The organism is Paenibacillus albidus (assembly GCF_014644435.1).
Classification (GTDB): Bacteria; Bacillota; Bacilli; order Paenibacillales; family Paenibacillaceae; genus Paenibacillus_AQ; species Paenibacillus_AQ albidus.
Genome location: NZ_BMKR01000007.1, coordinates 77,413 through 100,191 on the forward strand (window position 1 = coordinate 77,413; position 22,779 = coordinate 100,191).

The 22,779-nt window shown below is 49.7% G+C and carries 25 protein-coding genes and 1 other annotated feature; of the genes, 4 read left to right on the top strand and 21 right to left on the bottom strand.

The genetic code is table 11. From position 1 onward, the window contains the following. Window positions 1-73: 73 nt before the first annotated feature. Window positions 74-346, bottom strand: a complete 273-nt coding sequence (hbs, locus tag IEY53_RS10050; RefSeq protein ID WP_019909963.1) for a non-specific DNA-binding protein Hbs — start codon at window positions 344-346, stop codon at window positions 74-76. A 349-nt stretch (window positions 347-695) separates the two neighbouring features. Continuing rightward, entirely contained in the window at window positions 696-2,174 is a 1,479-nt protein-coding gene (gene spoIVA / locus IEY53_RS10055) for a stage IV sporulation protein A (protein WP_189024497.1), read from the bottom strand. Window positions 2,175-2,621: 447 nt separating this feature from the next. Here spoIVA and IEY53_RS10060 point away from each other — a divergent pair, with 447 nt between their 5' ends. Then, window positions 2,622-2,984, top strand: coding sequence for a RidA family protein (locus IEY53_RS10060; protein ID WP_189024499.1), 363 nt, complete (start codon window positions 2,622-2,624; stop codon window positions 2,982-2,984). A 216-nt stretch (window positions 2,985-3,200) separates the two neighbouring features. Here the strand turns inward: IEY53_RS10060 and IEY53_RS10065 are convergent, their stop codons facing one another. The 16 genes from IEY53_RS10065 to IEY53_RS10140 form a co-directional block, all read right to left on the bottom strand. Beyond that, a complete protein-coding gene (locus IEY53_RS10065; protein ID WP_229696074.1) occupies window positions 3,201-3,953 on the bottom strand; it encodes a YphF family lipoprotein in 753 nt (250 codons plus the stop codon). 36 nt (window positions 3,954-3,989) lie between these two features. Continuing rightward, window positions 3,990-4,358: a 2Fe-2S iron-sulfur cluster-binding protein gene (locus tag IEY53_RS10070; RefSeq protein WP_189024501.1), complete on the bottom strand. Its 369-nt coding sequence runs from the start codon at window positions 4,356-4,358 to the stop codon at window positions 3,990-3,992. After that, a complete protein-coding gene (locus IEY53_RS10075) occupies window positions 4,324-4,995 on the bottom strand; it encodes a nucleotidyltransferase family protein (protein ID WP_189024503.1) in 672 nt (223 codons plus the stop codon). Before IEY53_RS10075 ends, IEY53_RS10070 begins: the two co-directional genes overlap by 35 nt. Window positions 4,996-5,107: 112 nt before the next feature. Beyond that, window positions 5,108-5,278 carry a DUF2768 family protein gene (locus IEY53_RS10080; RefSeq protein ID WP_373293832.1) on the bottom strand — a complete coding sequence of 57 codons (171 nt, stop codon included), beginning with the start codon at window positions 5,276-5,278 and terminating at the stop codon, window positions 5,108-5,110. Between the two features lie 154 nt (window positions 5,279-5,432). Further along, window positions 5,433-5,708, bottom strand: a complete 276-nt coding sequence (locus tag IEY53_RS10085; protein WP_189024507.1) for a stage VI sporulation protein F — start codon at window positions 5,706-5,708, stop codon at window positions 5,433-5,435. Window positions 5,709-5,775: 67 nt separating this feature from the next. Continuing rightward, a complete protein-coding gene (locus tag IEY53_RS10090; protein WP_189024509.1) occupies window positions 5,776-6,816 on the bottom strand; it encodes an NAD(P)H-dependent glycerol-3-phosphate dehydrogenase in 1,041 nt (346 codons plus the stop codon). Next, complete coding sequence (gene plsY, locus IEY53_RS10095; RefSeq protein WP_189024511.1) at window positions 6,809-7,426, bottom strand: glycerol-3-phosphate 1-O-acyltransferase PlsY; 618 nt, start codon at window positions 7,424-7,426, stop codon at window positions 6,809-6,811. Before plsY ends, IEY53_RS10090 begins: the two co-directional genes overlap by 8 nt. A gap of 12 nt (window positions 7,427-7,438) precedes the next feature. Further along, window positions 7,439-8,764, bottom strand: a complete 1,326-nt coding sequence (gene der, locus IEY53_RS10100; protein ID WP_189024513.1) for a ribosome biogenesis GTPase Der — start codon at window positions 8,762-8,764, stop codon at window positions 7,439-7,441. A 137-nt stretch (window positions 8,765-8,901) separates the two neighbouring features. After that, on the bottom strand, window positions 8,902-10,224 hold the full coding sequence (gene rpsA / locus IEY53_RS10105) for a 30S ribosomal protein S1 (RefSeq protein ID WP_229696075.1): 1,323 nt from the start codon (window positions 10,222-10,224) through the stop codon (window positions 8,902-8,904). Between the two features lie 158 nt (window positions 10,225-10,382). After that, window positions 10,383-10,970, bottom strand: a complete 588-nt coding sequence (locus IEY53_RS10110; RefSeq protein ID WP_189024515.1) for a lysophospholipid acyltransferase family protein — start codon at window positions 10,968-10,970, stop codon at window positions 10,383-10,385. After that, on the bottom strand, window positions 10,967-11,677 hold the full coding sequence (gene cmk / locus IEY53_RS10115; protein ID WP_189024517.1) for a (d)CMP kinase: 711 nt from the start codon (window positions 11,675-11,677) through the stop codon (window positions 10,967-10,969). Before cmk ends, IEY53_RS10110 begins: the two co-directional genes overlap by 4 nt. 178 nt (window positions 11,678-11,855) lie before the next feature. Then, the gene (locus tag IEY53_RS10120) at window positions 11,856-12,509 is read right to left on the bottom strand and encodes a flagellar brake protein (protein ID WP_189024519.1); all 654 of its coding nucleotides are present in this window, start codon (window positions 12,507-12,509) and stop codon (window positions 11,856-11,858) included. A 176-nt stretch (window positions 12,510-12,685) separates the two neighbouring features. Continuing rightward, window positions 12,686-14,044: a germination protein YpeB gene (ypeB, locus tag IEY53_RS10125; protein WP_189024521.1), complete on the bottom strand. Its 1,359-nt coding sequence runs from the start codon at window positions 14,042-14,044 to the stop codon at window positions 12,686-12,688. A 299-nt stretch (window positions 14,045-14,343) separates the two neighbouring features. Beyond that, entirely contained in the window at window positions 14,344-15,039 is a 696-nt protein-coding gene (prsW, locus tag IEY53_RS10130) for a glutamic-type intramembrane protease PrsW (RefSeq protein WP_189024523.1), read from the bottom strand. A 124-nt stretch (window positions 15,040-15,163) separates the two neighbouring features. Continuing rightward, window positions 15,164-15,778, bottom strand: coding sequence for a genetic competence negative regulator (locus tag IEY53_RS10135; RefSeq protein WP_189024525.1), 615 nt, complete (start codon window positions 15,776-15,778; stop codon window positions 15,164-15,166). A 189-nt stretch (window positions 15,779-15,967) separates the two neighbouring features. Continuing rightward, window positions 15,968-16,342, bottom strand: coding sequence for a hypothetical protein (locus tag IEY53_RS10140; RefSeq protein ID WP_189024527.1), 375 nt, complete (start codon window positions 16,340-16,342; stop codon window positions 15,968-15,970). Window positions 16,343-16,436: 94 nt separating this feature from the next. Here IEY53_RS10140 and IEY53_RS10145 point away from each other — a divergent pair, with 94 nt between their 5' ends. Beyond that, entirely contained in the window at window positions 16,437-17,387 is a 951-nt protein-coding gene (locus IEY53_RS10145; protein ID WP_189024529.1) for a polysaccharide deacetylase family protein, read from the top strand. Between the two features lie 393 nt (window positions 17,388-17,780). On the opposite strand, the gene IEY53_RS10150 is transcribed toward IEY53_RS10145, so the two are convergent. Genes IEY53_RS10150 through IEY53_RS10160 form a run of 3 tightly spaced genes read right to left on the bottom strand, consistent with a single transcriptional unit; the run spans window position 17,781 to window position 19,578 of the window. Further along, window positions 17,781-18,632: a metallophosphoesterase gene (locus IEY53_RS10150; protein ID WP_189024531.1), complete on the bottom strand. Its 852-nt coding sequence runs from the start codon at window positions 18,630-18,632 to the stop codon at window positions 17,781-17,783. After that, window positions 18,626-18,988 carry a hypothetical protein gene (locus tag IEY53_RS10155; RefSeq protein WP_189024533.1) on the bottom strand — a complete coding sequence of 121 codons (363 nt, stop codon included), beginning with the start codon at window positions 18,986-18,988 and terminating at the stop codon, window positions 18,626-18,628. The genes IEY53_RS10150 and IEY53_RS10155 overlap by 7 nt, the downstream gene beginning before the upstream one ends. Next, on the bottom strand, window positions 18,985-19,578 hold the full coding sequence (locus IEY53_RS10160; protein WP_189024534.1) for a type II CAAX endopeptidase family protein: 594 nt from the start codon (window positions 19,576-19,578) through the stop codon (window positions 18,985-18,987). The genes IEY53_RS10155 and IEY53_RS10160 overlap by 4 nt, the downstream gene beginning before the upstream one ends. Window positions 19,579-19,655: 77 nt before the next feature. Between IEY53_RS10160 and IEY53_RS10165 the strand changes: the two genes are divergently transcribed. Next, window positions 19,656-20,561: a hypothetical protein gene (locus tag IEY53_RS10165; RefSeq protein ID WP_189024535.1), complete on the top strand. Its 906-nt coding sequence runs from the start codon at window positions 19,656-19,658 to the stop codon at window positions 20,559-20,561. A gap of 110 nt (window positions 20,562-20,671) precedes the next feature. Then, window positions 20,672-20,899 (top strand) — a binding site (T-box leader). A gap of 241 nt (window positions 20,900-21,140) precedes the next feature. Continuing rightward, window positions 21,141-22,733 carry a phosphoglycerate dehydrogenase gene (serA, locus tag IEY53_RS10170; protein WP_189024536.1) on the top strand — a complete coding sequence of 531 codons (1,593 nt, stop codon included), beginning with the start codon at window positions 21,141-21,143 and terminating at the stop codon, window positions 22,731-22,733. The last annotated feature ends 46 nt before the right edge of the window (window positions 22,734-22,779 follow it).

A 22,779-nucleotide genomic window follows, 5' to 3' on the forward strand; every position in this document is an offset into this window, starting at 1 on the left:
AAAACAAATGCCGCCTCTAGAGGGCGGCATAGTTGTTTCAAACAAAGACTATGGGAACGATATGTAGAAATCTTTATTTGATTCCGTCTTTAAGCGCTTTACCTGGTTTAAAAGCAGGTACCTTGCTTGAAGGAATTTCGATTTCTTCACCGGTTTGCGGGTTGCGGCCTTTGCGTGCGGAACGTTCGCGCACTTCAAAGTTTCCGAAGCCAACCAGTTGCACTTTGTCACCGCTTTGCAGAGCTCCCGTGATCGCTTCGAAAACGGCATCTACCGCTTTAGTAGCATCTTTCTTGGGAAGTTCAGTAGCTTCTGTAACTACATTGATCAAATCTGATTTATTCATGTATTCTCACCTCCCTGGGCAAATTTCCGGTATCATTCACTCTTTCCGTTTAAACGTAAAATATACGTGATAATCCCGTTTATTACTAGACAATGGCGCCCATACACCCTGAAGCGCAACAAACTTATAGTAATACAGCCCATCCATAATTTCAAGGCGTTACTTAAAAAAGGAGCAGAAAGTATTATTCTTCCTTGCAGATTCGACTAATTTGATGGACCTATAACAACGGTTATTCTTTAAAACATGCAGATATCATGCAAGATTCATAAAGATCCCGCCCCTTTTTTGAAACAGCACAAAGAGCGGGATTCCTCCCGCTCTTTGGTAATAATAGAAGCCAATCCCGTTAAAGAATGATGGCAATCAGTCCGCCCGAGCCCTCGTTGATGATCCGGCCCAGCGTCTCTTGCAGCTTGTAGCGTGCATTATCCGGCATCATGGCGATTTTGCCCTGAATGCCTTCCCGCACAATAGAGTGCAGTGAACGTCCAAAGATATCCGATTCCCAAATCTTGATCGGGTCTTTCTCAAAATCCTGCATCAAGTAACGGACCAGCTCTTCACTTTGCTTTTCCGTTCCAATAATCGGCGAGAATTCGGACTCGACATCCACCCGTATCATATGGATCGACGGTGCGGTCGCCTTCAGACGGACCCCGAAGCGGGAGCCCTGCCGGATCAGCTCCGGTTCATCGAGCGCCATTTCGGCAAGGGACGGTGCCGCAATGCCATAACCGGTAGTCTTGACCATTTCAAGCGCTTCCGAGAAGCGGTCATATTCCCGTTTGGCATGGGAGAATTCCTGCATCAGCTGCAGCAGGTGGTCCTTGCCGCGGATCTCAACACCCACGACCTCCATAAGCACCTGATCATACAGTTCTTCCGGGGCATACAGATCAATTTCTGCAACACCCTGGCCCATATTCATTCCGCTGAGACCGGCCCTGTCGATGAAATCATATTCCGTAAACTGGGCTACCAGCCGATCCACATCGCGCAGACGGCGGATATCTTTTACAGTGTCCCGGACAGAATTCTCATAGCTGCTGCGCAGCCAATGATTTTCGCCTAGCACCATTACCCAGCTTGGCAGGTTCACGTTGACTTCATGAACCGGGAATTCATACAACACTTCACGCAGCACACCGGTAACATCGTCTTCAGTCATATTCGCCGCACTGAGTGTCATGACGGGAATATCGTATTTAAGGGCAAGCTCGCTGCGCAGCTGCTGCACCTCTTCACTGCGCGGCCGGGTCGAGTTGATTACCAGCACAAACGGCTTGCCAACTTCCTTCAGCTCCGCAATGACGCGTTCCTCAGAATCCACATAAGAACTGCGCGGGATTTCGGCTATCGTACCGTCTGTAGTCACTACAACACCCAATGTGGAATGTTCCTGAATGACTTTGCGTGTACCAATCTCCGCCGCCTCTTGAAACGGAATCGGATCTTCAAACCACGGCGTAGAGATCATACGCGGACCATTTTCATCCTCATACCCTTTGGCGCCTTCCACTGCATACCCGACACAGTCCACCAGCCGGACGTTGACCTCAAGCCCTTCCGCAACCTTGATCTGAACGGCATTGTTAGGGACGAACTTCGGCTCTGTTGTCATAATCGTTTTGCCGGCTGCACTTTGCGGAAGCTCATCTACAGCCCTTACACGGTCGGACTCGCTCGTAATATTGGGCAATACGATTGTTTCCATGAAGCGCTTGATAAATGTCGATTTTCCCGTGCGAACCGCGCCGACGACGCCAAGATAAATGTCTCCGCCGGTACGCTCGGCAATGTCCTTGAAAATATCCACTTTTTCCAAAAGAGATCCCCTCCTCATATTACTCCGAAGAAAAAATGCCTGAAGAGCATCGACTTCGCGTTCCGCCGGTAATCATGACCTTTTCAGGACACTAACCGGACCTATCGTATGCCCGCTGGGAAGCTTAGCGCTTTATGGCCGCAAAATCCTTCCATCCCGCACTAAACTCCGAATGCTCGGACATGCATTTGGACTAGTATCATCATATGTATCCGGGACGAATTTATGACCTGAAATCACGCAAATTGAACGGTTATTTCAAAATATCAAAGTTGCGCGGCACCAGTCTCCCCGGGTACCCGGAAGCCTTCTCATCCATCATATGTCCGCAAGGATCATAGTAGAACGGTCCGGTGATTCAGAGCTGAAGTTGCAATACAGGAACACTTGTTCTATAATGGGGTTACGGTGAGTTTTTAACCCAGGAGTTTTGAAGGAGAAGAACAGATGGTAACAAGAGTGACAACAGCCTTCAGCTATTCATCCGCAGTTGAAGTAGGAGATTACGTGTTTATCGGTTTTCACAGGGGATTTGGGGAAAGTTTGACAGAGCAAATACATAGTGCCTTTAATCATTTGCAGGATACTCTTCAGCAGCTTGGTGCCTCTCTGGAGCAGGTCGTTAAGATAAACGTTCAACTCAAGAATATCGGTGATTTACCTGAAATGGAACAGGTGTTTGCGGATTATTTCACTGACGGCGAGTTTCCGGCAAGAATGATCTCCACAACGGAATTTATAGATAGAAATTGCCTTTTAATGATAGACGGAGTGGCCTATCATCCACGCTCCCGTATACATAAAGCTTGATAAATGGAACTGTCCCATAAGCCATGAAAGGGCTGCTGGACATCCCCATTTTTGATTTTGCTGTAGGCAACTGGGAAGCACTTTAAGTGGACATTTTCTGAAACAAGCTGAGAATAACCCATAACGAAAGAGCAGCGATTCTCCGGGCTACGGGAGATTCGCTGCTCTGCTTCAACAAGATCCATGTATCAGATCAGTGATACCGATTATACATTCCTAGGAGCCGGGAGGCTGTGGAACGGGCTGGCCATTGACCCAAAGATAAGGCAAGGATTTTACGGGAACATAATAAGAAGCCTGCTCCAGATCCAGCCGCAAATCCTCATTTTCCTGGTGTTCCCCCCCATTTTTATCAATGACCGCCATAATATCAAAGACGTAATCAACATACACATTGCCTTTTTGATCCATAATGAACTCAAGGGGCTGGCCCGAATACACGCTGTTAAGCGTAATAGAATCTGTACCCGCCTCTTTGGCATCAATGGTGTACAACCCCGGGTATAACTCTTCTTTCGCCGGAAGCTCCCCGCCATGCGCTGATTTATAGCGATTGACCTGACGCTGAACATCATTTACCTTCTGGACGGTAATTAAGTCCATCACCTTTACGGAAGGATCTGTCTCTTCATCCAGGATCAGGAAATAGGCGCTGCCGCCCTTCTCAAAAGCTGTGGCCGGGAGATCATCCAGATATCCTTGTTCTTGCAGTTTGTTAAGATCTATCCGGAACTTCTCATATCGCGGTGTCGTTTCATCGGCGTTAAGAATCGGGAGCAGTCCTTCTTCTTGCTGATAATCATCCACAGCGGCCTGGATCCGCTTTACACTTTCGCGGTAGTTCACTCCTGATTGCTGCGCTTCTCCCTGATACATGCAGCCTGTCAGGCTGATAACCAGCGGCAGGAGCACGGACAGCTGCAGCCAGAACGGCATGCGCTGCTTGAACTCACGCCTTATGTATTTCACGAATTCATTCTCCCCCCTCTGGTCTGATTAAGAATACTACCACAACTCCTCTTCTTCTCCACGGCGTGCTGCTTCAAGCTTGCGGCGCACGGCTGCCTTGAGCGGGTCTTCAGGCACCTGTACGTTCACATCATCCCATACAGCAGCCTGACAGGCGAGCCGGACACCTTCGTCCAGTGCACTTCCCAGCTTGCGCCGTTCAATGTCACCCGGGGGCCTCACACCGGCAGCATCGGCCGCAGACAGCTTCACTTTGCACATCAGGCAGCCGGCTTTGCCTCCGCAGCGGGTCGTAATCGTTACCCCTGCTTTGCGGGCAGCCTCAAGTAAAGATACCCCCCGCGGCACCACGGCCTTTCGCCCAGTCGGCTCAAATACTACTGTCAATCCTTGCTGCGGTTTCATGATCGACTTCCTTCCTTCTATGCCAAACGCCGGGTGGAGACAGATAGAGCAAGTCTTCCAGACGCTGAATGTGGGTAGCCTCCCAGGTGTTGTACTGCATAAGCTCACACAGGAGCGGCAGGTGCAGCGGCAGTTCTCTGCTCATCACGTCTACGAGCTGATCATATCGATCTGAACGGCCACGCAGCATATTGAATACAAGCTCATGGGCTAGCGGCATCAGCCGCACAGGTCCACAGCCGAAATAATCCTGCAGTGGGGCATGTTGCATCAACCGCTCAACCTCCACGATATACTTCGATAATCCGGAGGAGATCTGAAAGCCGCACACAAGCTCCACTGCAACCCCCTGAACCCTGTAGTGGCTGCGCAGAGAGTAACACCCCTTGCTCCAGTCAGCAGCAGGCTCACCTACTGCATATGCGCTTAGCGCACCATGCAGATGTTCCGCAGCTGCCAGATCAGCGTACAAGTCGATATCGCGCGGAGGCGAGCTTAACGGCACGTTGTGCAGCAGCAGACCGCTGCTGCCACCCAGCATCCATATAGGCGGATTCTTTTCCTTTGAGAAGCTTAACAGCTCTGCTACGCTAAGCAGCGCAGCCAGCAGGCCGAGGGACATCCCCGCATCTGCCATATCGTCACGCCCCATTCCTGTACAATCTCAAGCCCTAATGCATGATTACTATCGGCTGTCGAAACCACAGATGTCGGTATAACGTATTTGCTGCCTCAATAGATGTAAATGCTTACATAATGGAAGCGACTCCGCCCAGAAGCCCGATCAGCATGATGACAAAAGCAACCACGGACAGCAAGGCCCGAAGCAGGCCCTTGGTCTTGCTGCGGGCAAAAGTAATCAGGAATACGGATAATCCCATCACCAGAATCGCAATCAGGGACAACCACATTTTTGTCATCGGATCCATCGCCCTCAAGTTCCCCCATTCAGCTGCAAATTATAGGATCTATTATAACATGAACATGCTGCGTTATCCGCAAAAAAAGAGTAAAAGCCTGCGGGGTTCCAAAACGGCTCCGCTTCTTTTACTCTGGTTCCAGCACTGGCAACAGTTATTTTTTAAGTATCATTTTCATCAGAGACTCCATCGTACCGGAAGTCGCACCGCCTTTTTTCACAGCGTTGACGATGTCCTGAATCGTTGCTTCGCTAACCGGTACTTTGGCCATTGATGACACCTGCTTGATTAACTGGCGGAGCTGGGCTTCATTCTGCGTCGTCCCTGGCTTAACTGTACTGGCCAGCTTTTTGACGGCACCTTCCGTAATGTTTTTGCCCGTCTTCTTGTTGATGGCGTTCAAGGCATCCTTGGAAAAATTCTTGCTCACTTTTCATCCCTCCTCCGTCAATCCCCAAGATCAGCATATGAGGATTTCAGGCAAAAGGTGAACAGGATCAGGAGTGCCACTGCTCCCACGTTTCCTGCGAGATCGTCTCCATTTCCGTCTTGCGGTCCCGTCCCATCAGAGCCTCTACTGCTGCCAGCGGAGTTCTTCCCTTGAACAGCACATGATAAATTTGATCGGTAATCGGCATCTGTACGCCCAGCTTGAGAGAAATGGCGTATGCCGCTTCCGTAGTACGGATCCCTTCAACAACCATTCCCATGGAATCCAGCACCTCAGGCAGCGGTTTGCCTTGACCCAGCAGAGAGCCTGCGCGCCAATTACGGCTGTGCTGGCTGGTTGCGGTAACAACCAAGTCGCCAATTCCTGCTAGTCCGGAGAAGGTCAACGGGTTCGCCCCAAGTTCGACACCGACCCGGGAGATCTCAGCCAGTCCCCTTGTGAGCAGCGCTGCTTTGGCATTGTCCCCGAATCCAAGACCATCAGAGAGACCCGCACCGAGAGCGATAATATTCTTTAACGCCCCCGCCAGCTCGACACCGAGCAAGTCACGGTTCGTGTAGACACGAAAATCATTGTTAATGAACAACTCCTGCACCGCAGCAGCACGTTTGTCATCCGGCGAAGCCACAACGACCGTTGTCGGGCAGCGGCGCACCACTTCCTCGGCATGGCTGGGTCCGGAGAGCACTACAATCTGACCTTCGCTGCAGCCGAGTTCCTCGGAGATCACGGTGGACATCCGCTTCATGCTCTCTGTCTCAAAACCTTTGGTGGCGTGAACACAAAGCATATCTTCTTTCCAGAACGGCTTCATGCTGTGTGCTACCTGGCGCATGCCTGAGGATGGCGCAACAATTACGGCCGCTTTGCTGCCTGTGAGCGCGGTCTCCATATCAGTCGTAGCCGTAATATTGGCAGGGAGGGTAATACCCGGCAAATACTGCTGGTTTGTGTGTAAAGTATTGATTTCTTCCGCCTGATCCGCGTTGCGTGTCCACAGATAAACCTGCGGGTGATTGGCTGCCAGCACACTGGCCAGTGCAGTCCCCCAACTGCCCGCAACAAGCACGGTAACTTTATCAGACAACACGGTTCCCTCCTTTAGCTTTGGAGCCGATCTTGTTCTCCCGGCCTTGAACAATCTTCACGATATTGGTCCGATGCCGCCAGAACGCAAAGATGGCGATAATGATGCTGGTCCAGAGCACAGGCCCTGCAAAATCGGTGAACAGCAGAAATACAGGTGTCAAAGCTACAAAAATCAGGGAACCCAGCGATACATAACGGGTAATAAAGATCGAGCCGATAGCGAGGATTCCGGCAAGCAGCGCAGGATATAACGCAAGCGTAGCCATAACGCCGATCGTTGTAGCAATGCCTTTCCCGCCACGGAAATGAAAATAGAGCGGCCAGTTATGTCCAACAATCGCAGCGATTCCGCAGGATACCGCTATCCAGGAATCCCAGCCCCCTGCCCAGGTTCCCAGCCAAACTGCACCGATCCCTTTTAGAACATCAAGCAGCAATACCAGTATGGCGGGACCTTTTCCCAGCACACGCAGCGTATTGGTAGCCCCTGCATTTCCACTTCCGTGTTGACGAATGTCGATCCCCTTCAGCAGCTTGGCAAACAGCACACTAAAGCTGACCGAGCCAAGCAAATAGCTTACAACGATAACCAGAATATCTAACGCCACACTGTTTCTCCCCTAACCTTCGTTTTCGGATTTGCGCCGTGTAAAGAGACGGATGGGTGTCCCCTCAAAATTAAATGCCGCCCGGATTTTGTTCTCCAGGTACCGCTCATAAGAGAAGTGCATCAACGAAGGGTCATTTACAAACACAACGATGGTCGGCGGCTTCACAGCAACCTGAGTTACATAGTTGATGCGCAGACGGCGTCCTTTATCCGTAGGTGGAGGGTTGATGGCAATGGCATCCGAAACAACATCATTGATGAGATGTGTTGTGATCCGCAAGGCGTGCTGCTGAGAGACATGCTGCACAACCGGAAGCAGCTTTTGCAGACGTTGTTTGGTCAGCGCGGACAGAAAAACAATTGGCGCATAGCTCATAAACAAGAAATGGTCACGGATCTTTGTCTCGAAGTTCTGCATGGTCTTGTCATCTTTCTCAACAACATCCCACTTGTTCACCACAAAGATAGAAGCCTTGCCCGCTTCATGCGCATAACCGGCAATATGCTTATCCTGATCAATGATCCCTTCTTCACCGTTAATGACTACGAGAACCACATCAGCCCGTTCAATGGCGCGCATTGCCCGCATAACACTGTATTTCTCAATGTTCTCATACACTTTGCCGCGTTTGCGCATTCCGGCCGTATCAATCAGAACATAACGTTGTCCATCCCGCTCAAAAGGGGTATCAATCGCATCACGGGTCGTCCCTGCCACCTCACTTACAATAACCCGTTCTTCCCCAAGGATGGCATTTACCAAGGAGGATTTACCCACATTCGGCCGGCCGATCAGGGCCACACGAATAACATCTTCATCATATTCATCGTCGGTCAGCTCCGGCAGACGTTCGGTTACCGCGTCCAGCAAATCGCCTAGTCCAGTACCGTGACTTCCGGAAATCCCGATCGGATCGCCGAATCCGAGACTGTAGAATTCGTAAATATCATCGGCACGTTTCATATTGTCTACTTTGTTGATCGCCAGGACAATGGGTTTGCCTGAACGGAACAGAATCTGCGCCACCTCTTCATCGGAACTCGTCAATCCGGCTTTGGCTTCACACATAAATACAATGACATCTGCCTCTTCAATCGCCAGCTCCGCCTGAACACGGATAGACTTCAGAATAGCATCATCACCGTCAATTTCGATCCCTCCGGTGTCAATAACACTGAAGGACTTGCCGTTCCAATCTGAAATTCCATAAATCCGGTCACGTGTAATCCCCGGCTTATCCTCTACAATAGCCAATCTATCGCCAATCAGCCGATTAAAAATCGTCGATTTACCGACGTTAGGCCTCCCTACGATTGCCACTACGGGTCTTGCCATTTCCATTCCTCCTGTCTTCCTTACGTTTCTCATCATAGCAAAAAACAATACAATTGGCTAACACAGTGAAAACACAATCGGCGAACCCCCGTATTGAGGGTTCGCCGATTACTTTACCCGGTATGTTTAATCAGGGATTAGTTGTTACCCTTGAATTTGTCCAGCTTGTCGCCAAAACGTTCAGCAAGTGTAAAGCTAAGTCCTTCATTGCTAAGCGAGACATTAGGGTTGTTCAGCACTTCTTTAGGCGCTCTGTCTCTGCTGTTGCTGCGTTCAGGTCTGGCCGAAGGAGCCGGAGCTTCTTCTGTTTCTTTAATGCTCAGGCTGACACGTTTCTCGGACGGGTTGAAATCAAGCACTTTGACTTGAACCTCTTGTCCTTCTTTAAGCACTTCATGCGGAGTACCGATGTGCTTGTGGGAAATTTGCGAAATGTGTACAAGACCTTCAACACCAGGCAACAATTCAACGAACGCACCGAAGTTCACAAGGCGTTTAACTACGCCTGTAACTACATCGCCAATGTTGATTTGACCGGAAGCGGAATCCCAAGGTCCTGGAGCAGCAGCCTTGATGCTCAGGCTGATTTTTCCTTTTTCAGGGTCAACCTTAAGTACTTTAACGCGAACTTTATCTCCTTCGGAGACAACATCGGAAGGTTTCTCTACGTGGTTCCAAGCAATCTCGGACACGTGAACCAGACCATCAACTCCGCCGACATCAACAAATGCGCCGAATTGGGTAAGGCGTTGAACAGTACCTTCGATGATTTGGCCTTCGGACAGCTCAGCCATAATCTTCAGCTTGTTGGCTTCAAATTCTTCCTCCAGCACTTCTTTGGCGGAAAGAATAACCTTGCTGTTCTCGCGGTCAAGTTCTTTGACTTTGACGCGCAGCGTACGGCCTTTGTAATCACTGAAATCTTCTACGAAGTGACGTTCCACCATGGAAGCCGGAATGAATCCGCGTGCGCCGACATCGGCTACAAGTCCGCCTTTGACAACGTCAGCCACAGTAACTTCGAAAGCTTCCTGCGAAGCAAAATACTTCTCAAGATCTTCCCATGATTTCTCGCTGTCAACCGCACGTTTGGAAAGCACCAGGCTTTCTTTGTTGTCGTTGATGCTGACAACTTTACATTCTACTTCCTGTCCAACCTCTACCGCTGCTGCGGCGTTGTCCAGTTGTACGGAGGACAATTCGCGGATCGGAATCACACCGTCGTATTTATATCCAATGCTTACATAAGCTTGGTTATCTTCAATTTTGACGATTGTTCCTTTCACGGTATCGCCTTTTTTCAGAGAAATGATCTCCAAGTCCTCTTGGTTAGTCACTTCTTCTTCGTTAGCGGCAACGGTTTCTGCTGCTGTGCCCTGTTCTTCTGTCACAGCGGACTCCACAGTTTCGTTGTTCTGAGCGTTATCCGCAGCTTCCTGATTTCTAGTTTCTTCAGACATGTGATTACCCTCCTCGATTCAAAACCCCATTTATTTAAACCCGCGTAGAGCGGAGTTCAAAACAATCATTACTGCAAATTATACCATCACTGTATCAGAGATAGTATGTTCCAAAAAATAGCGGCTATGCCGTTATTTCAAGAACAATGGTTCCAAGCTTAATTAAGTGTTGGCTTGCCGGTCCTTCTCATCTCGTGAATGCGTTCCATAATCAGGTCAGTCACCGCTTCCAGAGATTCGGTACCCGCTCCTTCGAATGAACTGAGATCGATGGGAGCCCCATAGATGACTGTCATCCGCCGAAAAGGCTTGTAGGAACCGACAATGGCAGCCGGTACAACAGCTGCACCGCTGCGAAGCGCAAAGCTTGCAGCACCCTTCTTGGCCGATCCTGCATCAGAGTTCCGTGTTCCTTCCGGAAAGATCCCCATGATGTGGCCGCCGCGAAGTGTATTAAGGGCCGTTTTAATGGATTCTTTGCTTACGCCTCCACGCTTGACAGGAAAGGCACCCACTTTGGTAATGAGCCAGCCGAGTCCCGGAATAGCAAACAGTTCCGCCTTGGCCATATATCTGACCTGGCGCTTCAGCTTGATCCCAATGGTCATGGGATCAAACAGACTGATGTGATTGGCGCAAAGCAGCACCCCGCCTTCCTCCGGCACATTCTCTTTCCCGACAATCTTAAGAGGGAAAAGAATGGCGTAAATCAAGCGAAGCAATCCTCGGCAAATAACATAAATCATAAATGATTTCTCTCCCCGTCCACATGAGATCTGCAATGGGACACAATGGCCTCAACAACTTGCTGAATATCCATGAAAGTCGTATCCAGAAGAATGGCATCCTCGGCACGACGCAGCGGCGAAATTTCCCGCCCTTCATCCAAGCGGTCCCGCCGGGCGATATCCTGTTCCAGCTGCTGCAAAGTCACCTGTTCCTTGCCTCTCAATTCGTTAAAACGGCGGAGAGCCCGTTCCTCCACGCTTGCTGTCATGAAGATCTTCACTTCGGCATCCGGAAGCACGGTCGTTCCGATATCACGGCCATCCATGACAACCCCTTTGCGAAGCGCCATCTGACGCTGCAAGTGGCTGAGCCTGGAACGTACACCCTCAATTCCCGAATACTGCGACACTTGGCCGCTGACCTCAAGACTGCGGATATGCGGAGTTACGTCTTCCCCATTAATCAACACCTTCTGCAGATCTTCTCCCGGAATCAGCTCCATCACCAAATCCTGCACCTTGCGGTTCACTTGGCTCTGATCCTCGGGTGTTATGTTCTCACGAAGCATCCACCAGGTAATTGCCCGGTACATTGCTCCCGTGTCGACATAAATGTAAGACAGCTTCTGGGCTACCAATCGGGCTACAGTACTCTTGCCTGCCCCGGCAGGTCCGTCGATGGCGACGTTAATTCTGTCATTAAAATGTGTACCCTGCCTATCCAACGGGGCATTCCTCCTCAAACACTCTTTGCCTGCATTATCAGAAACGCAAGCCAAACCATGTTCATACTTACTGATATTATCAAGAAAAAAGCAGGCATTGCCTGCGACGTATAAAATTATACCACAGTTTGTACGTCAGTGCAAAACCGCACAACGTGGAAAAGTTACAAAAATCGCTTTACCGGTTGCGGAAATCAAACTGGCGCTCAAAGCAGAAACGGATTATTTTTTGGCGTTCCGTATCCGAAATAACGGCAAACTTCAGCATGGCCAAATTGCGCCCGTTATCAAGGGTCTTGATCCGCACAACTTCACCTTCGAAATAGACATGTTCAGTATTGCCGTTACGGAAGGGGACGAGCAGCCAGCAGGACAACGGTGTTCCTACTTCAAGCTTCACCTTATCATCGGAGAGGAACGACGCTCCACCTCCGCCGATATCTTCGGTCCGTACCAGGAACCTGCTGCCTTTACTGTCTTTGACCGCCATCTCAAGCTCCGCACCGACGCGAAAAAAACTTCTGCGTTGAATCTTGTAGATCGCATCCGCCTCCGGCCTGCGCACCCGGACCATCCGGATAACCTCTTCCTTGAACCCAAGAACATGGGTGGTGAAATAATTTTTCACACCGCCCTCGCTCATGAAATACACGGAAAGCTCATCGCCTATTAAGACTTTTTTCAGCCGGCCATTCCCTTCCTGGATAGGAACTTCGATCAGAAATGCGTCAGCCTCCAATTCGGCAATGCGGGATTTAAAGACGGCTTCAGCTTCAGCCTTGTCACTGGAAGCAATCTGTATGTAAAGATAATCATTGATTTTGGGATACAAACCTGTCACCGCCACTTAGGAGTAATAATAAATTCTACACCTGATTATAGCATGGCCGTTGATCACCCTGGCAAGAAATATATATATTATTGTCGAAAAATAAAAGAGGTGAGCCGTATAACGGATCACCCCTCTGTTCAGGAACCGTGACTTCACTGAGTCCTTCTATAGACCTTCTATAGATTCTGGGCTCCGGAAGCGGTTCTGATTTCCTCAACCGCTTCCTCGTGCCCATCTTCCGCATTCAAATATATACGGTATTGGGAGCCGTTTATTTTGCCGCCGAACTCATAAGTCAGCACTTCCACGGCATCCTCATTCTCAATCCAGGCCAGGCGGTTGTAGATTTCCTTGAATTCCGGATTCAGCATTTCTCTCGCCTTGGCCAGAGAGAGCTTGGGCTTTGGAATCTTCCGGTTGTCGCGATGCTCATGGACATAGTCGCTGGCCTGAAATCCGGTAACCTCTCCGGTATCGAGGCCGATGCGCAGCGTCATTTTCTCGGGGTACACCAGCACCCCATCCTGCTTGGTTACGAAGGTCAGGTTGCCCATATTAGCGTACTGATCGGCACTGACGGCGGTCATATTTGGGTAGCCCTTCTGACTCAGGAACTCTTCTGCCTTGGCCACCGCTTGCTGCATTGTCACCTTGGCCGGGCCGATCTCACGATTGTCATTATAAGAGATCAGCAAGCCGCCATTCACGGTGAAATCCATAGAGATCGGCTGATTGCGCCCGGGTAAAGTGACGGTAGCGGTGTAGGAAGCCCAGTCCGTTCCCTTTCCGTTCTCCTTAACCTGCACATCTGCGTTTGTCCCCGCATCGGCAAATTTGGCAGCCTTGCGTTTGATATCTGCAGGTGTAACAGGCGTTCCGCCCAGCTTTTTGACTGATCTTTTGTCATAGATACTGGCTACGGATGGGCCCCAGTCCAGCTCCGGGTAAGACGCAACACGTTTGTCAACGGTCTTGAAACCATCAATGATGGTATTGTCCTCCACCTTATTCTCTGTGGCCAGCGCCGTTTCTACATCCATCCAGCGCAGCCGTTTGCTGATTACTTTTTGCTGGACCTCCTGCAGATCTTTGGCGATTTCACCGGAGTCTTTATATAAGGCCTTCAAATTCCCCAACTCGCCATCGGTAAGCGGCTTTTTGGCAAAGTCTCGGACGGCAGCCTTATAGGAGAAGTTAGCAATTTTGGACAGGAACTCTTCCGTGTCACTGAAAGGCAGCAACGTCAGCGGCAGTTGGTTAATCTCATTCTGAGCTTCACTCGTCAGTCTCCATACATTTACCAGACCCTTGCGGTGCATGCCATTTGATCCTGAATGAACAGCCAGCGTATTCCCGAGCTCGCCATGAAGACGTTCCACGTGATAGGACAAATCATGGAAGGCCCGTTGATATTGGTTCTCCGCCTTGATTAGAATCGAGTTTTTCTCCTGGTTCTCCTGATAACCCCACACAAGTGCTCCTATCAGCAGCAGTGCAGTAAGTGGGAACATGACAGCACTTAATCTTTTGTACATTGGGTGCAGCGCTCCTTTCGATAGCTTATTGCCGTTAGTTTGACAATAACTGAGAAGTCTTATGCACCCGCCGGAAATCAAACCCGTTCTTCAATTTCAAAACCGCTGACATTGCTGCACAGACACTGCTTAAAACCAGTCTGAATGACTCCCTGCTCCTTACTGCCTCTTAATATGTAGGTCTCACCACACTGCTTGCATACAATTCGTACTTTTACACGCAAAAAAACACACCTCGCTCCTCTCGGGTATTCTTTACTTACAGAACGGCCCTTCAGAACTAAGTGTGTCCATCTCAGCTACAGGTTAATCTCTTCTTCACGCTTCAAAAAACGGAACGGCGAGCGATTGTTCGCCCTTGCCACCTTCCCCATGCCTCCATACCATAATATGGCCATTAAGGGTACAATAAACCAAATCCAATAGTTGGAGGTTGTCGTAAGAACGAAGTCATATATTCCGTGCCACAGCCACGGCAGCAGCAACGAAATAAACAGAATCCGGCGCGTACGCACTCCATTGGAGAATTTGGCCCGGCCCATATGGTAGCCCATAATCACGGCAAACATGGCATGTCCGGAAACAGGCAGCAGCGCTCTGATAAACATGGATGCAATGGAGGCTTGGCTATACCAGGCATACATTACATTCTCAATGGTTGCGAAGCCTAGAGATATCGCTACGGCATATAGTATCCCATCATAGGGCTCGTCAAATTCGGTATGATTATAAATCATATGGTACAATACAAACCACTTCATACATTCTTCCACACCGGCAGAAATAAGAAACGAATGGACATAAGGTCCACCGTCAAGGCCAAGCATCAGACCTCTTTGAATGATCATTACAGGAAAAACAATCAGAAAGCCAAGCAGAAAAACCTTGATAACCATATGAAGCGGCTCCTGGTCATACTTGTCTTTCAGATAGAAAAAAGTCAGCAAAGCAAGTCCCGGTGCTACTGCTGACGAAATGATCGATAAGATAAGCACCGATTAACCTCCCCGCATCCTGTGAACCTAATATTCTACCAAAAAAACAAGGAATGACTGTCACAGCGAGCAGGCTATGGAAAAGGCTGGCCAGCAGTAATACTTTCCAGCCTTCCCAGCAGGGTTATTCCTGACGTTTAAAATGGGCGCACAGTTGCTCAATGGCGTTCTCAGCCATTACTGTCTTGCCATATTCGTCCAGCACTGCTTCGGTGACCGGAGAGGAATCTCCGAACTCCGACAATACTGCAACCAGCCCTGACAATGTAGCTTCTTCAAATTCCTTCGGATCGAAGTAGAGATACCATTTATCATTATAAGAATACAGTTTTCCCTCGGAAGTAATATTGCCGATGAGCACATGAGCCGCTTCAACCAGAACCTCAAAATCGCGGAATGCATACACTATGGAGTCGCTTTGTTCAAGGGTGACTTCCATTTCGAAGATCTCTTCAGGCAATTCATCTTCCCCGGCAGCACCGTATTGATGGTGATCATATTTCCCCCGGGTCACAATAACGACCATGCCTTGTGCGGGCAGGGCGAACACTTCAACGGCAAGCGGACCTGTGGCATCAAACCCAAGCTCACTATACGCCTGATCCATCATTTCCGTGAACAGATCATGAACCTTAGGAACCTCCTGCCACATGTCTTCCTTCTGGATTCCCCGCTCGCTCAGGTCGTCAAAAGTGAGGAAAATCCGTATCTTATCTTGACCTAATCTCTCTATTCTCATGACAGGATCCTCCTTTGCAAGCTCAATTTATTATAATGTATGATGAGTCCCGAGTAATGAGCCAAAAATGGTTACTATGTATGTATGTTATCATTTTGGCGCTGTAATTGCACGTAAATAAATATATAAAAAAGAATCATTTTGTGGACAATAACATCCCCAAAATGATTCTGCGGGACCTACTTGCGTTTACAAACCGGGTATGGCTGTATGTGTTTCTTTTAGAATCTGTTCCACATCATGTTTTACATCAGGGTTGCTGCGGATAAAATCCTTCAGCATTCTCATATTGTCTTCTTTGGATTTGAGCGATTCCGGCTTATGTTCCGCTGTTCCGCCACTGCGTCCCTTCGAATTGTCATGGGAACGGTCTGCAGAGGCCGAGGTGTTTCCAAAGCCTGTCAAGGCCATGCCCACTATCTTGTCTTTGGCCCGGTCTGCGGCTCCGCCCACGGACATCCCGGAACCGCCTAACGTAGACATCAGGTTATTCCGTTTTTTGGACATCATCATACTGACTACTGCCCCTGTCAGAACTCCGCATAGAAATGACGAAGTATTCATATCTCTAACCTCCTTGTATGGTAAAATCATGATTAGTGTTCGCGGAAAGATTCCGGCTCATACAGCCTAATAACAGGAAAGTGAGATGAAATAAGTGGGTAAACAGACAGCAGCGCTGCTGCTAGCTGCCTTTCTGCTGGTTTCTTGCAGCAATACGGACGGGAACAGCAGCAACGCAGCCAAAGAAACAGACAACCAGCCCACGGCGGCAACGACCACTGCGCCAGATACAGCGGCGACTATCGCAACAACCCCTCCGGCAGGCCAGGCCAGCCCCTTGCCTTCAGCAGACACAGCGGGCACGGAAACGGCACCTGCTGCCACGCCTTCGCCTGCTGCCGACACTGAACCCGCCAGCGTTACTGTTCCCGGAGAAGGGACAACGGCCTCTGCTGAGGTGCCTCTCCTGTATCACATGAACAAGAATTATGACATCATTCCGAATGACGAAGGCACTGAGAAGAAAGTGGTTCTGCTTACATTCGATGACGGCCCCAAGGAAGCGGCTTTGATCAATTCGATGATGGATACGCTGGACAAGCACAAGGCCAAGGCTATTTTCTTTGTGAACGGCTACCGGGTAAAGGAACATCCCGAGCTGATGAAGCTCATCCATGAGCGCGGGGGCATACTTGGCAACCATAGCTGGGATCATATTGTCCTGAAAGACAAACCATATGCCGAGGTCAAGAAGCAGATCGAAGATGTGCAGGCCACTGTCAAGGAAATAACCGGCGAAGCCCCGCAGTTTTTCCGTCCGCCGCATGGAGCTGGCGGTGATGTTAGCAAAAAGGTAGCCGCCGAGAACGGCCTGCTGTACATGACCTGGTCCGTCGGCTCACTCGATTGGGAAATGAAGGAGAAGGACACCAATAAAACGGATAAGCTGATTGAGAATATAACCAGCCAGCTGCATGCCGGAAGCAATATTCTGATGCACGAGCTTCCATGGACCGCTGAGGCGCTCGATAAGCTGTTGACTACGCTGGAGGGCAAAGGCTACAGTTTTGTCGATCCGCGCAGTATTGAGCTGAAGATGCGTTAAACGAATTAAGGGCTCTAACAGTAACCAATCAAACAAGCAGCGATTCTTCCGCCACCCGGAGAATCGCTGCTTTTCATTTTCGGACAACACTTTTGTTAAGGCATTTTTGCCTTTCGTTCGTACCAATCAGGCCAAGGTCGGCGCATTCTAAGGCATTTTTGCCTTTCGTTCGTGCCAATCTGGCCAAGGTCGGCGCATTCTAAGGCATTTTTGCCTCTCGTTCGTGCCAATCAGGCCAAGGTCGGCACATCCTAAGGCATTTTTGCCTTTCGTTGATGCAATCAGGCCAAGCTCGGCACATTCTAAGGCATTTTTGCCTTCTATTCGAGTCGTTCTGTATCCGAGTCTGCGGACATAACACTTCGTTGTTTGAGCAGTCCCGAGTAGCCATGGTCACTCCATAGCGGACGTTTCACCTGTGCGCAGCGTCAGCACATGCATCTCCGCCGGACTGCCCCAACGCAGGGGCAGGTGGGCCGTGCCGAATCCGCGGCTGATCATTAGCTTTGCGTTCTCCCTGGAACCATCTCCTCTGGGCCACTCAAACATCCCTGCGTTATATTCATGATAGAATTTCTCCACTTTTTTGGTGCCGACAATAGGCAGGACCACCTGGCCTCCATGAGTATGGCCGGACAGGATAAGATCCGCAGGTACGGCGAGCCGTTGCGACAGCCACAGCGGATCATGAACCAGAATGATCCGGCAGCCACGGGACGCTGCCGGACCCTCCAGTGGCGGCAGCGGAGCATACGCTGTTTTGCCGCCCTTTTTGGGGAAGTCCACCCCCGTCAGCCACACGGTCTCGCCGCCTCGACGGAGCGGAACATTCTCATCCATCAACAGCTTTGCCCCGCTGCTGCGGATGATCCGGTCAACCTTGGCGATGTCGGCGCGATAATCATGATTGCCGTGCACTGCATATGTAGGGGCAATAGAGACGGCCAACTCCATATTCTCGATCAAGCGTTCCAGGGGACACTGTTTCTCAGTAAGATCCCCGCCTAGAAATACAGCATCCACCTTTCCCTTTAAGGGAGCCAGCAGCGCTTTGGGCAAGCGCCTACGGTGAATATCACTAATGAAGAGAATACGGTACCCTTCAAATGCAGCGGGTAAGGAGGGCAGCGTTATTTCCTGAGCAATAATATTATTCCGGAAAGCATTCACAACCATAGCTGTACCGAAAGCTCCGGCTGACAACAGTCCGACAGCGCCTATTCCGAGCAGCCACGGAATTACCATAACGTCTTCAGGGGCGGCGCTCCTTTAATTCCCCATACGAGGAGTGAGGCCAGCAGCAGCACAAAAATAAAGATCAGCGAATTCACAAACATTTTGCTTAGGCGTACACGCTCAGAGCTATACGTCTGCGAACGAGAAGGTGTTGAATGCTCCCCATCCCCGGTTTGGCTCTCCTCCGCTGGATTTACGGAAGCAGTGGAATAACGTGCTTTTCTGGACAAAGTCCCCGATGCTACCCGCACCCGGCCTGCTGGCTGTACGGCGGGCTCAACAGAAGCCGCTCTCCTCTTCCCTTGGGCAGGGGATTCTTTTTGTCGTTTTTGGCGGGACTTCACCCGGCTGAGTTCCTGGCTCATGACTTCCTCCTGTAACGAATCACCAGTCCTGAGAACAGGTCGATGAAGAAATGACATAATATAGGGGCCCATAATGTACCCGATTGAATGTAAATATATCCTAGGCCATAGCTGCTTAAGAACACCCAGCCTGTAGGTACCCAATGCCGCAAATAACGGATATGAATGACTGCAAACAAAATACTGGTCCAATAAGGACCGAAAGCATGCTGAATCGCCCCCCTGAACAGAAGCTCCTCGCATACCGACACAACGGCCGCGATCAATACAATATGCCAAACCGGACGATTCCGGAATAACATCTCGTTAATACCACCGTCATCCATGCTGTCTTCAGGGACAATATAGGTCAAGAAAAAATCAACAATCAGCATAACTCCAGCCAATCCAAGGCCCCATGCCACAAATTGTACGTTTTCAGGAAAATTTAATACATGAATAGGGTTTCTTTTCTGAAATAATATCCAGATCAAACCGATAATTAAGGTAAGCCCCTGTGTAATATAGAGATTTAGCAGGAGAACCCGGTCTGTGAGCTGCTGCGGATCCACTTTTTTTAATTTGATCTCGCCAAATTTAAATTTTTTCATTCTTAACCTGCCTGTTCTATATTGTTTTACCCGCAAAATACATAACGATCATTCCCCTAGAAAAAGGAGCACTAATTATGAACAGTCCTACCTCTCGCAATCAAATGTTGTACACACTTGGTTTTTTATTTTTCCTGATATGCGCTTTCGCCGCGTTTTTTACAGGGGTGAAGGTTGGCGCAGATAAAACCGAAGCCAAATACGAGCATTTGAACACCAAGGTAAGTCCTGAGGAATTTTCGGGTTCTTATCGACAGCAAGATCTTGTTACATTCTATCATAACGTATTTTTGCCTTACCGGGAATTTAAGCGGAACTGGAACACCGAAGTGGAGCAGTTGGTCCGCAGCACAGACGCCCGCGAGAACGCGGCCACCCTGAAGAATCTCAGCATTCTGGCGGATAAGCAGTACAAGAAGGTCAATCAGGATTCCATCTTCACCAGCTCTCCGCTGCTGCACCAGTCCCAATTAAATATACTCAAAAGTCTGACATTGTTCTCGCAGGCTTCCAGCAAAGTTTCTGCAGGCGTTTCAGGAGCCGAGACTGCCAAGACGCTGAAAAGCGATGAATTCACGGCCAGTGCCGCAAGATTCGGCCTGCTCGCGCAAAAAAACTTCTATGACTCCATGCTGAAATGGGGGGCCAATACCAACAATAAAATCCCGGCCCAATCCGGCGAGCTGCGGACTCTATCATTTATTCAGTGGAAAAAGATGCCGCTTCTGCTCAAGAACGTATCTATCGCGGACATGATGCTGAACCGGGAGATCTACGCCGGTTATGATCCCCAGGATGTTACAGCAAAAATAGACGATCTGATTTATTCGGGCACGGCCAGCTCTCTAAAACTTACGGATGTCCAATCTGCCGTCACGCTGCTAATTTCCACTGGCGCAGTGCAGGAACAGGATTTCATTAAATGGCGGGATCAATATTATGGCAAGGAGACAATGCCGCAGCTGCCGTTTTTTCTGGAATAAGGCCAGCTATAGCATCATAACCAAAAACCAGAGCCACTTCAAGAAGCTGTAACACAAAAGCCTATTGACACATCTGCCGGGAGCATGTTACATTATGAAAAATTAATTAAGCAAAAGCGATGATGGAACAAGGAATCTGCTAGTCTTCAGAGAGTCGGTGGTTGGTGAAAACCGATGGCGAACAGCATTCTTTAGCGCTCCTGAGATATTGTATCGAAACTATCAGTAGGTACAATCGGATCAACTCCGTTACCAGTGTGGCCTTTGCGGGCCAATGAGGCTGCTTCCTCCAAGTTGCAGTGAATTAGGGTGGTACCACGACAACTCTCGTCCCTTACTACGGCAGTAGTATGGGGTCGGGAGTTTTTTAGTTGCCTGTTTTTGCAAAATCTGCCGTTACGGGCCTGTACCCACGCGATTTGCGGTTCTTCTGCACGCTATTTCTTTTGCACGACACCGCGTTGCTTCGCTATTAATTAAGTTTGTACGCTGCAGTTCGTCTATTTTCTGGTACTGTGGATAGCCTTTTCAGGGCATCCTCGACATATAGCTTTCCAACTTTAAGGAGGACAAGAAACCATGTTTAAAGTATTAGTATCGGATCCGATCAGTGATTTGGGCATTCAGAAATTGATGGACGCAAGCGATGTAACTGTAGACAAGAAGACAGGCCTCAGTGAAGACGAACTTATTGCGATTATCGGCGAGTATGACGGCTTGCTGGTGCGCAGCCAAACCACGGTAACCGAAAAGATTATTGAAGCCGGCAAAAATCTTAAAGTTATCGGACGCGCGGGTGTTGGTGTTGATAACATTAAGCTGGATGCAGCTACCCAGCATGGCGTTGTTGTAATCAACGCCCCTGACGGCAATACCATTACCACCTGCGAGCATGCTTTTGCCATGATGATGGCTCTGGCCCGTCACATCCCGCAGGCTTATGCAAAAACTATCGGCGGCACTTGGGATAGAAAGACTTTCCTGGGCGTTGAACTGCGTGGCAAGACACTCGGCGTACTGGGTATGGGACGGATCGGCAGCGAAGTGGCCAAACGCGCCAAAGCCTTCGGCATGGACATTCTGGCTTATGACCCGTTCCTGACTGCCGACCGGGCAGAGAAGCTGGAAGTAACGCTGGCCTCTGTGGATGATATCATCCGCGGCGCAGACTTTATTACTGTACACACTCCATTGACTCCCGAAACACGCCATATGATCTCACGCCCTCAATTTGAGGTAATGAAAAAAGGCATGCGCATTGTCAACTGTGCACGCGGCGGTGTTATTGACGAGTTGGCGCTGGTTGAAGCCGTGGACAGCGGCATTGTTGCCGGAGCCGCATTTGATGTATTCGAGAAAGAACCGCCGCAAGCGGATCACCCTTTCCTCTCGCATCCGAAGATTATCGTCACCCCGCATTTGGGCGCTTCGACTGTTGAAGCCCAGGAGAATGTAGCGATCGATGTATCGGAACAGGTGCTCCATATCCTGCGCAATGAACCGTTCATCAATGCCGTCAACATTCCGCCGGTGGCTCCAAGTGTGATGAGCAAGCTGCAGCCTTACTTTAAACTGGGAGAAAAGCTCGGCAGCTTTGCAACTCAGCTTACAGACGGTGCTATCCGTGAGATTCAGGTGGAATACGCCGGCGATCTGTCGGATGTAGATACGCAGCCGCTGACCCGTTATATTGTCAAAGGTGTGCTCTCCCGCCATTTTGCCGACGATGTGAACATTGTCAATTCGATGCACTTGGCCAAAACACGCGATGTCAACGTAATTGTGACCAAAGCGTCCAAAACCAAAGGCTTCACCAATCTGATTACCGTTACACTGAAAGCCGAGCATGACGAAGAACGTCTGGTGGCCGGCACGCTCCTTCAGGGCTACGGAGAACGGATTGTTCAGGTGAACAAGTTCCCTGTTGATATCGCTCCGGAAGGCCACCAAATCGTCATCGCGCATAATGACAAGCCGGGAATTATCGGTAAAGTGGGTACGTTGCTTGGAGAGAATGATGTTAATATCGCCTCCATGCAGGTGGGCCGTAAAATTGTCGGCGGAGCAGCCATCATGCTGCTGACCGTAGACAAAGAGGTTCCGCAGGCTGTCCTTGTGAAGCTGGCCGGCTTGCCGGAAATCAACACCGCAGAAGAAATAGTCCTGCTGTAGTAACATCAAACAAGGCCATCCCCGCAATTAACGGTGGATGGCCTTT

Coding starts and splice junctions, on each gene's coding strand:
- hbs (WP_019909963.1), bottom strand. CDS start 346: ATGAATAAATCAGATTTGATCAATGTAGTTACAGAAGCTACTGAACTT.
- IEY53_RS10060 (WP_189024499.1), top strand. CDS start 2,622: ATGGTAACAAGAGTGACAACAGCCTTCAGCTATTCATCCGCAGTTGAA.
- IEY53_RS10070 (WP_189024501.1), bottom strand. CDS start 4,358: ATGAAACCGCAGCAAGGATTGACAGTAGTATTTGAGCCGACTGGGCGA.
- IEY53_RS10075 (WP_189024503.1), bottom strand. CDS start 4,995: ATGGCAGATGCGGGGATGTCCCTCGGCCTGCTGGCTGCGCTGCTTAGC.
- IEY53_RS10080 (WP_373293832.1), bottom strand. CDS start 5,278: ATGACAAAAATGTGGTTGTCCCTGATTGCGATTCTGGTGATGGGATTA.
- der (WP_189024513.1), bottom strand. CDS start 8,764: ATGGCAAGACCCGTAGTGGCAATCGTAGGGAGGCCTAACGTCGGTAAA.
- rpsA (WP_229696075.1), bottom strand. CDS start 10,224: ATGTCTGAAGAAACTAGAAATCAGGAAGCTGCGGATAACGCTCAGAAC.
- IEY53_RS10110 (WP_189024515.1), bottom strand. CDS start 10,970: ATGATTTATGTTATTTGCCGAGGATTGCTTCGCTTGATTTACGCCATT.
- ypeB (WP_189024521.1), bottom strand. CDS start 14,044: ATGTACAAAAGATTAAGTGCTGTCATGTTCCCACTTACTGCACTGCTG.
- IEY53_RS10135 (WP_189024525.1), bottom strand. CDS start 15,778: ATGAGAATAGAGAGATTAGGTCAAGATAAGATACGGATTTTCCTCACT.
- IEY53_RS10140 (WP_189024527.1), bottom strand. CDS start 16,342: ATGAATACTTCGTCATTTCTATGCGGAGTTCTGACAGGGGCAGTAGTC.
- IEY53_RS10150 (WP_189024531.1), bottom strand. CDS start 18,632: ATGGTAATTCCGTGGCTGCTCGGAATAGGCGCTGTCGGACTGTTGTCA.
- IEY53_RS10155 (WP_189024533.1), bottom strand. CDS start 18,988: ATGAGCCAGGAACTCAGCCGGGTGAAGTCCCGCCAAAAACGACAAAAA.
- IEY53_RS10160 (WP_189024534.1), bottom strand. CDS start 19,578: ATGAAAAAATTTAAATTTGGCGAGATCAAATTAAAAAAAGTGGATCCG.
- IEY53_RS10165 (WP_189024535.1), top strand. CDS start 19,656: ATGAACAGTCCTACCTCTCGCAATCAAATGTTGTACACACTTGGTTTT.
- serA (WP_189024536.1), top strand. CDS start 21,141: ATGTTTAAAGTATTAGTATCGGATCCGATCAGTGATTTGGGCATTCAG.